The sequence below is a fragment of the Sphingorhabdus wooponensis genome, from assembly GCF_003933235.1.
In the GTDB taxonomy this organism is placed as follows: Bacteria; Pseudomonadota; Alphaproteobacteria; order Sphingomonadales; family Sphingomonadaceae; genus Sphingorhabdus_B; species Sphingorhabdus_B wooponensis.
The window spans coordinates 246983-259282 of the sequence record NZ_RWJI01000002.1; the positions used below are offsets into that span (position 1 = coordinate 246983).

Annotated in this window: 12 protein-coding genes; all 12 read left to right on the forward strand. The window is 56.5% G+C overall.

What is annotated here, in order from left to right; genetic code table 11:
* The first annotated feature begins 53 nt into the window (after positions 1-53).
* Complete coding sequence (locus tag D7D48_RS09420) at positions 54-1115, forward strand: AI-2E family transporter (protein ID WP_125231295.1); 1062 nt, start codon at positions 54-56, stop codon at positions 1113-1115.
* Entirely contained in the window at positions 1093-1395 is a 303-nt protein-coding gene (locus D7D48_RS09425) for a hypothetical protein (protein ID WP_125231162.1), read from the forward strand. The genes D7D48_RS09420 and D7D48_RS09425 overlap by 23 nt, the downstream gene beginning before the upstream one ends.
* Positions 1396-1436: 41 nt before the next feature.
* Complete coding sequence (locus D7D48_RS09430) at positions 1437-3248, forward strand: ABCB family ABC transporter ATP-binding protein/permease (protein ID WP_281274272.1); 1812 nt, start codon at positions 1437-1439, stop codon at positions 3246-3248.
* A gap of 82 nt (positions 3249-3330) precedes the next feature.
* The gene (recQ, locus tag D7D48_RS09435; protein WP_125231163.1) at positions 3331-5097 is read left to right on the forward strand and encodes a DNA helicase RecQ; all 1767 of its coding nucleotides are present in this window, start codon (positions 3331-3333) and stop codon (positions 5095-5097) included.
* A gap of 106 nt (positions 5098-5203) precedes the next feature.
* Positions 5204-5635, forward strand: a complete 432-nt coding sequence (locus tag D7D48_RS09440) for a protein tyrosine phosphatase family protein (protein WP_125231164.1) — start codon at positions 5204-5206, stop codon at positions 5633-5635.
* Positions 5632-6048, forward strand: a complete 417-nt coding sequence (locus D7D48_RS09445) for a hypothetical protein (RefSeq protein WP_125231165.1) — start codon at positions 5632-5634, stop codon at positions 6046-6048. The genes D7D48_RS09440 and D7D48_RS09445 overlap by 4 nt, the downstream gene beginning before the upstream one ends.
* Positions 6041-6952: a sterol desaturase family protein gene (locus D7D48_RS09450; protein ID WP_125231166.1), complete on the forward strand. Its 912-nt coding sequence runs from the start codon at positions 6041-6043 to the stop codon at positions 6950-6952. Before D7D48_RS09445 ends, D7D48_RS09450 begins: the two co-directional genes overlap by 8 nt.
* A 67-nt stretch (positions 6953-7019) precedes the next feature.
* Positions 7020-8603, forward strand: coding sequence for a GMC family oxidoreductase (locus D7D48_RS09455; protein ID WP_125231167.1), 1584 nt, complete (start codon positions 7020-7022; stop codon positions 8601-8603).
* Between the two features lie 41 nt (positions 8604-8644).
* Positions 8645-10051 (forward strand): threonine synthase, encoded by a 1407-nt coding sequence (gene thrC / locus D7D48_RS09460; RefSeq protein ID WP_125231168.1) that lies wholly within the window; start codon positions 8645-8647, stop codon positions 10049-10051.
* Between the two features lie 2 nt (positions 10052-10053).
* Entirely contained in the window at positions 10054-10932 is an 879-nt protein-coding gene (locus D7D48_RS09465) for a class I SAM-dependent methyltransferase (protein WP_125231169.1), read from the forward strand.
* Between the two features lie 8 nt (positions 10933-10940).
* Positions 10941-11309, forward strand: coding sequence for a dihydroneopterin aldolase (locus D7D48_RS09470; RefSeq protein ID WP_125231170.1), 369 nt, complete (start codon positions 10941-10943; stop codon positions 11307-11309).
* Complete coding sequence (locus D7D48_RS09475) at positions 11306-12061, forward strand: SDR family oxidoreductase (RefSeq protein ID WP_125231171.1); 756 nt, start codon at positions 11306-11308, stop codon at positions 12059-12061. The genes D7D48_RS09470 and D7D48_RS09475 overlap by 4 nt, the downstream gene beginning before the upstream one ends.
* The last annotated feature ends 239 nt before the right edge of the window (positions 12062-12300 follow it).

The following is a 12300-nucleotide window of genomic DNA, read 5'->3' on the forward strand; positions in this document are numbered from 1 at the left end:
CGCCTCTTGCGCCAAGCAAGCCGCGCCGGACGCGCAGAAAGCCTGCTGCGCAGATGCATGACAGCTTTCGCGAAGAGGTAGGCCCAACCGAGCTTTACGACCCGCTCATTCGTTCAGAGATTAAGCGTGCCGCCGTTTGGATTGGCATGGCCAGTTTGGTTGCCGCCTTCATCTGGCTCGCCCAGCCCATTTTGCTCATCATTGGCGGTATCGTTCTTGCCGCTATGTTCGACGGTGGCGCACGGCTTCTCGGCCGCATATTGCCGATCCCCCGCGGCTTTCGTCTGACGATTGTCGTACTGGCCGTCTTTGGCTTTATGTATTGGACCTTTGTGTTCACAGGGTCTGAACTCGCCGCGCAAGCCGCAAGTCTTCAGGCCATTGTCGCAACACAAATAGAAAGGATCGGTATCCAACTTGAAGCCGCAGGGTTCAACATTTCCGCTGAGGATGTGAAGGGCCTAGGTTCGCAGATACTAAACTCTGTGGGCCGCGTCACGGAAGCGGTAACGTCTGTTTTAGGTGCGGTCACAAATCTTGCGATGATGTTGGTTCTTGGCATCTTTATTGCTGCCGAACCACGCATGTATGAACGCGGTGTTGCATGGATGTTGCCTTTGGCAGAGCGCACGCATTTTTACGGAACCGCCGAAAAAATAGGTAGCGTGCTCCGCCGCCTGATGGCGGGTCGCCTGCTTGGCATGGCGGTTGAAGGCGTGGGCACATGGGTGTTACTCAGCCTTGGCGGCGTGCCAATGGCGGCATTGCTGGGCGTGCTCACCGGTCTGCTGGCATTTCTGCCCAATATCGGCGCAATTATATCTGGGGCGCTGATTATCCTTGTTGGATTTTCTGCCGGGGTCGATGTCGGTCTCTACGCCATTTTCGTGTATTTCGTCGTGCAGATGGTGGATGGATATCTAATCGTCCCCATGGTCGCAAAACGTGCGGTCGATTTGGCGCCTGCTTTAGTACTCGGTGCGCAAATCCTGTTCGGCGCGCTGTTCGGCATTTTGGGGCTTGCGCTGGCCGATCCCATCATAGCGATGATCAAGGTCGCGCTGGAGCGACAATCCGAGCGCAATGAAGCGCGTGGTATCCGCGAAGGACCCTGATCCAAAGCCTATGTTGCTGACCATCTGCTTTCTATTGGGTGTCGCCAATTTTTATATGCACAAAGCAGCGGCGGACTCTGGGCATCCTATCGTTGAAGAGACCAAGCGTGCTTTCGGCCGACATATTGGCCCTTATGGAAGCTACGCCATTGAACTGGCTTTGCTCATCGGCGCCATGTGGTTGGCCAATGCTGAATCCTTGGCAGTATCGCTCCTCTACGCCGCTTACACCGCCATAAACGGCATTGCGACATGGATGTTGCTGTCGAACAAGGCGTGATGGGCCTTTGTGCTTTGCGCTAAAATAACTATACGGCCCCTGTGCCACCACTAGCTCCCAATAATGATGCCAAGCCCGATTTCGCCGTCATGCGGCGTTTCTTGCCCTATTTATGGCCAAAGAATGAAGCCGGTTTGCGCGTTCGCATTGTCTTTGCCTTGCTGCTGGTGGTTGTCTCAAAACTCATTCAGCTCAGCATGGCATGGCTCTATGGTCAGGCCATTGACCGCATGGTGCCGGGCATGGAAGACAGCGTCGCTATCGCCATAGCCTTGGTCGCGGCTTATGCCGGCGCGCGCTTTGGTGGGGTGTTATTCGACAATTTGCGCAACGTTGTCTTTGAACGCGTCGGCCAAGAAGCAACGCGCCGCCTCGCCGAAAACGTCTTTAGCCATTTGCACAATCTGTCGATGCGGTTCCATATGAACCGCCGCACAGGCGCGGTTACGAAGGTGATTGAACGCGGCACAAAGAGCATCGACATCATGCTCTATTTCCTGTTGTTCAACATCGCACCGACCCTGCTGGAGCTGTTTTTAGTCTCCGTATATTTCAAGATTTCATTTGGTTGGGGCATGGTCATTGCGACGCTGATCATGGTCGTCAGCTACATTGTCTACACCGCCGTCATCACCAACTGGCGCAACAAATTGCGCGAGGAAATGAACGAGCTTGATACCCAAACCGTGGCCAAGTCCGTCGACAGCCTTTTGAATTATGAAACGGTCAAATATTTCAACGCAGAAAAGCGCGAGAGCCGCCGCTATGCGGAGGTCGTGCGTCATTATGCCAATGCCGCCGTCAAATCGGAAAACTCGCTCGCCGCGTTGAATATCGGGCAATCCCTGATCACCAATCTGATGATGGCTGGCGCCATGGGCTATGTTGTTTGGGGCTGGTCCCGCGGACAATTTACCACAGGCGATGTAGTAACGGTGAACACGTTATTGGCGCAGCTTTTCCGGCCATTGGACATGTTGGGCATGGTCTATCGCACCGTCCGCCAAGGCCTGACCGATATGGCCGCCATGTTCGAGCTTATCGATACCCCCGCCGAAATCACGGACAAGCCCAATGCGCCTGCATTGGCAGTCCATGGCGGCGCGGTGGTTTTTGATGATGTGTATTTTGCCTATGACGCCGAACGGCAAATCTTAAACGGCGTTAGCTTCGATATAAAACCCGGCCAAACGCTGGCCGTGGTCGGTCCATCGGGCGCGGGCAAGTCGACCATCGCGCGCTTGCTCTATCGATTTTATGATATCACCGGCGGGCGCATAACTATCGATGGGCAAGATCTACGCGATGTTACCCAGTCAAGCCTGCGCAGCGCCATAGGTATCGTTCCGCAAGATACCGTTCTGTTCAACGACACTATCGGTTATAATATCGGCTATGGCCGCGAAGGCGCCAATCAGACAGAAATCGAAGAGGCCGCGCGCGGGGCGTCGATCCACGGCTTCATTGAATCGCTGCCCGACCAATATGCCGCCAAGGTTGGTGAGCGCGGGCTCAAATTATCCGGCGGCGAAAAACAGCGTGTGGCCATTGCCCGCACCTTGCTGAAAAATCCGCCTTTGTTGATCTTGGACGAAGCGACCAGCGCCTTGGACAGCCGAACCGAGTCCGAAATTCAGGCCACGCTGGAGCGCATTTCCGAACGCCGCACCACAATCATCATCGCGCACCGGTTATCGACCGTGGTGAACGCGGATCAGATCATTGTGCTGGAGGCAGGTCGCGTGGCGGAGAAGGGAACGCATCTGCAACTGCTGCGCAAAAATGGCCTTTATGCCGACATGTGGGCACGCCAGCAAAATGAAGCAGAGGAAGAGGCCATTCCCGCCGCGTAAAATCGCACGCTATCCACAAGCGTCTTGAATCAAAGGCATGTCGGCTCTGTCATTGGCTCTTTGGGCACGCTAGGGCTTTCCAATGGCCTCCGTCGCTCCTCCACAAACGCCAGCCGATGTTTTGCACCGCTTGTTCGGCTTCGCGAGCTTTCGCGGGCAACAGGAACAGGTAGTAACGCGCGTTCTCGCTGGGCAACGCACGCTCGCAATCATGCCGACGGGCGCAGGCAAATCGCTCTGCTATCAACTGCCTGCCGTGATTATGGATGGCACCTGCATTGTCATTTCACCACTGATTGCGCTGATGCATGACCAGATGCGCGCCGCCGATGCCGTGGGTATCCGTGCCGCTACACTCACCTCCGCCGACGACAATCGCGCCGAAACCATCTCCCGATTCCGTGCGGGCAATCTTGATCTTTTATATGTCGCGCCAGAACGGGCATCGGGGCAAGAGTTTCGCAACCTGCTGCGTGAGACCAAAATTTCGCTGTTCGCAATTGATGAGGCGCATTGCGTGTCCGAATGGGGCCATGATTTCCGGCCCGATTATCGTTTGTTGCGGCCATTGCTGGATGACTTTGCCCATGTGCCGCGCCTCGCGCTCACCGCCACCGCCGACACGCACACACGTGATGATATTGCCGAACAATTGGGTATTCCTAAGGACGGCGTCATGGTGGCGGGTTTCGACCGGCCTAACATCCGCTACATCGCCGAAGCTAGCGCGAACAGCGGCATCGCAGCATTGGTAAAGGGGTTGCAGGGAGCAGGCATTGTTTACGCCCAAACCCGCGATCGCACCGAAAAAATCGCCGCCCAGATTGCGGAGACGGGCCGCAGGGTGCTCTATTATCATGCCGGTATGGAGCCACAGACCCGCGCACGCGCGCAGGCCGAATTTGTATCCTCCGAAGATATGGTCATGGTTGCAACGGTCGCGTTCGGCATGGGCATCGACAAGCCCGATGTGCGCTTTGTCGTGCATGCGGGCCTGCCGAAATCTATCGAATCCTACTATCAGGAAAGCGGCCGGGCGGGGCGCGATGGGGACCCCGCAGTCGCGCATATGCTGTGGTCCGCGGGCGACTTCACCCGCGCACGTGGGCGCTTAAGCGAGTTGGTACCGGAGCGGCGTGAGGCCGAATTGGCGCGCGTGGCTGCCTTGGCGCATTTGGTCGAAACACCCGGCTGCCGCCGCGCGGTGCTGCTGCGTCACTTTGGCGAAAGCCCGCCTGAATCCTGCGGCAATTGTGACAATTGCCTGCATGCGCCCGACGTGCATGACGCGACCGAGCTATCCCGCAAATTGCTCTCCGCCGCATATCGGACAGGTCAGAGGTTCGGCATGGGCCATTTGGAAAAGGTCCTGACGGGCAACAGCGACGAGCGGATTACCCAGTTCGGCCATGACCAGCTTTCGGTATTTGGCATTGTGAGCAAGGCGGAGGCCGCGATGCTAAAACCCTTGTCCCGTGCCCTGCAGGCGCGCGGCGCTTTGGTCGCCAACGAACATGGCGGCCTGAAACTTGGCGGCGATGCCCGTATAATTATGCGCGGCGATCAAAAAATTGAGATCGCTATGGTAAAACCCGGCAACACGCGGCGCGCAGGCCGCCCCGACAACCCCATTGGCAACCCGTTATTTGAGGCCTTGCGCGCCAAACGCCGGACATTGGCCGAAAATGTCGGCGTGCCGCCTTATGTCATTTTTCACGATGCGACCTTGCGCGAAATGGCGCTGACGCGGCCAGCCGATATCCGTGCCTTGGGCCGGATCAGCGGCGTCGGCGCGCGCAAGCTGGAGGCGTATGGCGAAGAATTTTTATCCGTAATTGCGCAATTTTAGGGCCGAAACTTCTTGCCGCCTTGTCCTTCCTTGTTATCGATTGCGGATTAAAATATGGCGGGTAATGTATCGTCGGCTATGGCGATTTTATAACAGGATTTTTCAGATGTTTCGCCAACTCACAGACCGCATCTTTGTTGCCCCGCAAATTACAGTTGGCGACGTGACGGACGCTGCGCAAGCAGGCGTAACATTGATCATCAACAACCGCCCCGAAGATGAATCTGCCGATCAAACGTCGGGTACAGACATTGAAATCGCCGCGCGGGCCGCTGGCTTGGATTATGTCGCCATTCCGGTTACCCATGCTGGCTTTGCTGAATGGCAAGTGACCGCCATGGCGGATGCGCTGGCAAAAACCGATGGCAAAATCCTCGCTTATTGTCGGTCCGGCACGCGCTCGACATTGCTTTGGGCTTTGGCGCAGGCGTCCAAAGGTGAACATCCTGCGGTGTTGGCTGAAAAGGCCGCGGATGCCGGTTATGATCTATCGCCCGTGACCGCGATGATGGACATGCTGCGCGGGCGCGCTTCGTGATAGCAGAATTGCTCAAGCTGGCGGGGTCCATCGCCGCGATTTTGTTCATCGCTTGGCTTGCGCGATACTGGAAACTCGGCGGCGACGTCCGCATACGCAGCGAAGAACAAGCGCGCGAAATTGCGCAAGAGACTCTATGCGGGTTCGATCCGGTGGAGATCGCCCTTGATAAAGCGGGCATGGCCGCCTTGATGCGCGATGCCAATGACAGGCACCTTTTGGTACGGCGGCATGGCGTGCAATGGGCCGGGCGGTTGCTAGATCATCATAATGAAGCGCGGCTTGACCAAAATTTCCTCACCGTTGGCACGGGCGAAAAAACCTTTGGCTCGGTGACACTGAATCTGGGTGCGCAAGCATCGCATTGGGCCGCTGGCCTGCGCCATTTGAATATAGGACGCCCACATGCCTGAATTGTTCAGCCCCATTGATTATGCCGTTCCGGTATTCATCATCCTAATCGTCGCAGAGATGCTGTGGGCCCGGCGGCGCGCGCCTGAAAAATATGAACCGCGCGATACGCTTACTTCACTCGCCTTGGGCACGGGCAGCACCGTTGCCGGCGCATTGACGGGCGCGTTGGTGTTCAGCCTTGCCATGTGGATATACGAGAATCGCCTGTTTGATATTGGCTGGGTCTGGTGGGCCTGGCCCTTATGCTTTATGCTCGATGATCTCGCATATTATTGGGCGCATCGTTCGGGACACCGCGTCCGCTGGTTTTGGGCAAGCCATGTGAACCATCACAGCAGCCAGCATTACAATCTATCAACCGCGCTGCGCCAAACATGGACAGGCTTTATCGCGCTTGGCTTTATCTTCCGCATACCTCTGGCATTTCTGGGCTTCCATCCCGCGATGCTATTGTTCGTCGGCGCGTTCAATCTCATTTATCAATTCTGGATCCATACTGAGGCAATTTACAAATTCCCGCGCTGGATCGAATATGTCATGAACACGCCCAGCCATCACCGCGTCCATCACGCGACCAACCCGCGCTATCTGGACCGCAATTATGCCGGGACCTTCATTATCTGGGACCGCATGTTCGGGACCTTTACCGAAGAAGTCGAAGGCGAAAAAATCCGTTATGGGATCGTCAAGCAATTGGGCACGTTCAACCTGTTGTGGAGCGTGTTTCATGAATGGATTGGCATTGCGCAGGACCTATGGTCCGCACCATGGCGGCATAAATTTTCTTATCTATGGCGTCCGCCGGGCTGGAGCCATGATGGCAGCCGGGACACGTCGGATAGCATTCGGGCGCAATGGCTGGAGAGCCAGCAGGCCACGGCCGACCCAACTGTGAACGCATAGCCTATTTACACCCTTGCCAGTAATTAATCGTCCGCTTAAACCTCTTCGAGAAGAGGGAGCAGGCGATATGGACGAGTTCGACATCATTGTTATTGGCGGTGGTTCCGCAGGCAGCGCAGCCGCCGGACGGCTGTCCGAAGGCGGCAAATATAAGGTCTGCTTGATTGAGGCCGGCGGCAACAACAATAACATGTTGATCAAGACGCCCGGTTTCATGCCGTTCATCCGCAATGGGTCCAATTATAAATATGAAACCGTCCCGCAAAAGGGCCTGAATGGCCGCACGGGTTACCAACCGCGCGGCAAGGGCCTTGGCGGGTCGAGCGCGATCAACGCGATGGTCTATATTCGCGGCCATAAATATGACTATGACAATTGGGCCGCCTTGGGCTGCGATGGATGGTCTTATGACGATGTGCTGCCATATTTCAAACGCTGCGAAGATAATGAACGCGGCGCAGATCCATTCCACGGATCAGGCGGGCCGCTTTCGGTTTCCGATCAACGCTGGCCGCAAGCAGGCAGCCTTGCCTTCATTGAAGCCGCGTCCGAATTGCAATTGCCGGTCAATAGCGACTTCAACGGCGCGACGCAGGACGGCTTTGGCCTGTATCAGGTTACGCAAAAAGGCGGCGAACGTTGGACCGCCGCACGCGCCTATGTCGAGCCGGCACGTGACCGTATGGAAGTTCTCACAGGCGCGCTGACCGAAAAGATCATCGTCGAAAATGGCCGCGCTACGGGCGTGGTCATTCGTCAGGGCCGCAAGCGCCGGACAATCAAAGCGCGCGGGGCGGTTATCCTATCCGCAGGTGCCTTTGGCTCGCCGCAAATCTTGATGATGTCCGGCATGGGGCCAGCCGAACATTTGCGCAGTGTTGGCGTTGACGTTGTGCATGATAAGGCCGCGATTGGTGCCGACCTGCAGGACCATATCGATTATGTCTCCAGCTTTGAAACCCAGTCGAAGCATGATTTCTTCGGCGATTCGCTCGCTGGCACAGTCAAGATGGTCAAGGCCATCATCGAACATCGCCGCAAGCGCACGGGCGTTATGACCACTTGCTTTGCCGAGGCAGGCGGATTTTGGCGTTCTGACCCAAGCTTGCCCGCGCCCGACATCCAATATCACTTCGTGCCTGCCATGCTGGAAGATCATGGCCGTTCCAAAGTGAAGGGCCATGGCTTTAGCTGCCATGCCTGTGTTCTGCGCCCTGAAAGCCGGGGGACTGTGCGTTTGGCATCATCGGACGCGCGCGTCGCTCCGGTCATTGACCCCGCCTTCTTAAGCGATGACCGCGACATGGCGACATTGCGCGCCGGTGTGCGCGCGATGCACCGCATATTCGAAGCGCCTGCATTGGCTGCTTATAATGGCAAGAATCGGCATCCGGTGGATCTCAATGACGATGCCGCATTGGACGATCTCATCCGCAGCCGTGCTGATACGGTCTACCATCCCGTTGGCACCTGCCGCATGGGGCCGAATGACGATGATGTTGTCGATGCGCGCCTAAAATATCGCGGCATAGAAGGACTATATGTGGCCGATGCCAGCATCATGCCGCGTCTTGTTTCCGGCAACACCAATGCGCCAAGCATCATGATTGGCGAAAGATGTGCCGAATTTGTCCGCGCTGATTTGCAATAATCTTGCGTAAATGTGGCTCTGCGGTTAACCGCTTGGCCGCTATGGCGATAAACGGAACAGAATATATCAGCACACGCGGCAACGCAGACGTGCTTGATTTTGCAGGCGTCACGCTCACTGGGCTTGCCAGCGACGGCGGCTTATATGTGCCGCGCCATTGGCCGCAATTTTCGACCGATGAGATCGCCGCGATGCGCGGACTGTCTTATGTGGACCTCGCCGCGCGCATCATGGCGCCGTTTACGGTCGGCGTTTTGGACGAAGCAGAGCTGAGAAGCTTGTGCGCCACAGCTTATGGTTCCTTTGCCCATACAGCGGTGACGCCTTTGGTGCAGTTGGATGGACAGCATTGGTTGCTTGAGCTGTTTCACGGCCCGACCTTGGCGTTCAAGGATGTCGCGCTGCAATTGCTGGGGCAGTTTTTTGAACGTTTTCTGTCGGGCACGGACACAAAGCTGACGATTGTCGGCGCCACCTCTGGCGATACGGGTTCAGCCGCGATTGATGCCGTTGCCGGACGCGCGCAGATTGAAATTTTCATGCTGCATCCACATAATCGCGTATCCGATGTGCAGCGGCGGCAGATGACAACCATCCTTGCGCCCAACGTCCATAACATCGCCATTGGCGGCAGCTTTGATGACGCCCAAGCCATGGTAAAGCGGATGTTCAACGACAAGGATGTGAATGGCCCGCTGACCCTATCTGCGGTCAATTCGATCAATTGGGCCCGCCTGATGGCGCAAGTGGTCTATTATTTCTACGCCGCGCTCCGGCTTGGCGGCCCTGAACGCAAAGTCGCCTTTTCGGTACCGACCGGAAATTTTGGCGATGTGTTTGCTGGCTATGTCGCGGCGCAAATGGGCCTACCTATTGAGCGGCTGATTGTGGCCACCAACATCAACGATATTTTGCACCGCGCTTTGTCAAAAGGCGATTATTCGGTGCTCAGCGTAACCCCGACGGCATCGCCATCAATGGATATTCAGGTATCAAGCAATTTTGAACGCTTATTGTTCGATCTGGAGGGCCGCGTTGGTGCAACCACAGGTGCGCGGATGAAATGGTTTGAACAAATGGGCAAGATGGTGCTGTCGCCCGAGATGCGCAAAAATGCGTCCTTGCTCACCAGCGCGCGTACCGATGCCGACCAAATGTCAGCGGCCATGCGCTGGGCCTATGGCGCCACTGATCAGATTATTGACCCGCATACTGCCATCGCTTTGCACGCCGCGCGCAATGCGGGTATCCGCCCCGATGTGCCCGTGGTGACATTGGCGACAGCGCATCCAGCCAAATTCCCAGATGCGGTGGAAAATGCCACGGGCATCCGCCCCGCACTGCCCGCCCGCGTTGCGCAGTTATTTGACCGCGAAGAACGCTTTGACGTCCTGCCCGGCGCATATGACGCCGTGCGTGATTATGTGCTGGCGCGCGCCACGCGTTGAATATGAAGCCGGATTTCGTCACCCTGATTAGCGAACCGCGCAGCGATTATACGCTGATAGATTCAGGCCATGGCCGCAAATATGAATCCTATGGTGACCGCTATTTCATCCGCCCAGAACCACAAGCAATGTGGGCCCCGGCCTTAGCCGAATGGCCCGCTGACGCCGAATTTGTACCGGGATCAGACGATGACGGCGGCGGCCGTTGGTATAATAACAAGCCCGTTCCGATGGATGGATGGCCCTTGTCGTGGAATGACGAAGTACAATTTACCGCCTCCTGCACGCCGTTTCGCCATTTAGGATTCTTCCCGGATATGGATCCAGTATGGCGTTGGATGCGCGAACAATTGGCGGGCGTTACTGACCCAGTTGCCATGAACCTGTTCGGCTATACCGGTGTTGGTACGCTCGCTTTATCTTCTGCGGGCGCGCAGATGGTGCACGTCGATGCCTCGAAGAAATCGGTTGGGCAAGCGCGGGCCAATGCCGAAATGTCTGGCATGGCAGACCGCCCGATCCGCTGGATTGTCGATGACGCCGCCAAATTTGTTGCGCGCGAAGTACGTCGCGAAAAACGCTATGACGGCATATTATTGGACCCACCCAAATATGGCCGCGGTCCAGAAGGCGAAGTATGGCGACTGGAAGAGGATTTGCCAGAGCTGATTGCCAATTGTCGCAAGTTGTTGGATGCGGAATCGAAGTTTCTGTTTTTGACCGTTTACGCCGTACGCATGTCCGCATTGGCGTTGGGTGGGTTATTGGAATCGCATTTTGCGGACCTTGGCGGCAAGGTTGAATTTGGTGAACTGGCGGTACGCGAACAAGGCCGAGGCATGCTTTTGCCCACCGCCATCTTCGCCCGCTGGTCGCGTTAAGGAGTAGTATGAGCGACAGTTTAATTCTTGAGGTGCACGATCTTGTCGTCAATGTCCTGACGGGCATTTACAGCCAGGAAACGCATCTGCCGCAACCGCTGCGTATATCCATCAGCACCACGCTGGATATGCACCCGTATTACGCGCCAGATACGCCCTTATCGGCTTCCAAAAATTATATGACGTTGAAGGAAGCGGTAACAAAGCTGCCTGAAGGCGTGCACTTCACGCTGATTGAAGCGGTGGCCGATCATATCATGGATACGTTGTTCGCTGACGATCCACGTATCAGCAACATCGTCGTTAAAATCGTCAAGCTGGCGATTGCCGAAGATAATGAGGCGATTGGTATTACCATGTCGCGGTGCCGCAAGTGACAGTTAAGCCGCTTGCAATCGTCACCGGTGGCAAGCGCAGGCTGGGCGCAGCGATTGCAACAAAGCTTGCGGACGCGGGTTATGCGCTGGCCTTGGTCAGCCATATGGACAAGCCGCCAGAGGCCGCTCTTGCGGCAGCGCTGCAGGCAAATGGCAGCGAATGGCATGCCTTCACCTTTGACCTCAGCGCGGGCGATCCAGCGAAGCTTTTGGATATGATTACCGCCCATTTTGGTCGCACACCGGATCTGCTGGTGAACAGTGCCGCGATGTTTGGGCAAGACGACTGGCAGAAGATGACGTTGGAAACGCTAGAGGCGCATTTCCGGTTGAACCTGTTTGCGCCCTTATTGCTAAGCCAGGCTTTGGTGCAAGCCGCTGGGCCAGCGGCGCGCCCCGCAATCGTCAATATCCTCGATCAACGCGTGGTCAATCCGCACCAGGACCAGATCAGCTACACCTTGTCGAAGCAAGCGCTGGCGACATCCGTCCGGTCCATGGCCGCATCCTTCGCTGGGCGTGCGCGATACAATGGCGTCGCTCCCGGACTTGTGATTGCAACCGATGATTATACCGCAGAGCAAGAAACGCGGCTGGCCGATATGATGCCCTTGGGCGCGTTGCCCTCGCCATCGGCCGTCGCGGACGCTGTCGTCTATCTCGCCCAAGCGCAGGATGTGACCGGGCAAGTTATTTTCGTCGACGGCGGCGCACATTTGAAAAGTTTCGACCGCGACTTCATGCATCTTTAGCGGGCGCTTGCGACCGATTATTGCGCAAACGCACAAATAACTTGCGTTTTCGCTGCTGTTTCGCCATAGGCGGCCCAAGCGCATGAGGCGAGCGGACAATACCGCCGCAGTTTTGGCAGCGTGAGGGCCTTGATACAGGCTCCGCCAAACGAACAAGATGCGTAAGCTTAGAGGCTTCCCATATCACGCAGGGTTGTTTCCAACGGGTCAGCATAAGCTGCTCCCGAACACCTGCTGTT

What these genes read in the sequence shown, in the direction of transcription:
- D7D48_RS09440 (WP_125231164.1), top strand. Translation starts at nt 5,204, where the DNA reads ATGTTTCGCCAACTCACAGACCGCATCTTTGTTGCCCCGCAAATTACA.
- thrC (WP_125231168.1), top strand. Translation starts at nt 8,645, where the DNA reads ATGGCGATAAACGGAACAGAATATATCAGCACACGCGGCAACGCAGAC.
- recQ (WP_125231163.1), top strand. Translation starts at nt 3,331, where the DNA reads ATGGCCTCCGTCGCTCCTCCACAAACGCCAGCCGATGTTTTGCACCGC.
- D7D48_RS09420 (WP_125231295.1), top strand. Translation starts at nt 54, where the DNA reads ATGCATGACAGCTTTCGCGAAGAGGTAGGCCCAACCGAGCTTTACGAC.
- D7D48_RS09470 (WP_125231170.1), top strand. Translation starts at nt 10,941, where the DNA reads ATGAGCGACAGTTTAATTCTTGAGGTGCACGATCTTGTCGTCAATGTC.
- D7D48_RS09465 (WP_125231169.1), top strand. Translation starts at nt 10,054, where the DNA reads ATGAAGCCGGATTTCGTCACCCTGATTAGCGAACCGCGCAGCGATTAT.
- D7D48_RS09450 (WP_125231166.1), top strand. Translation starts at nt 6,041, where the DNA reads ATGCCTGAATTGTTCAGCCCCATTGATTATGCCGTTCCGGTATTCATC.
- D7D48_RS09455 (WP_125231167.1), top strand. Translation starts at nt 7,020, where the DNA reads ATGGACGAGTTCGACATCATTGTTATTGGCGGTGGTTCCGCAGGCAGC.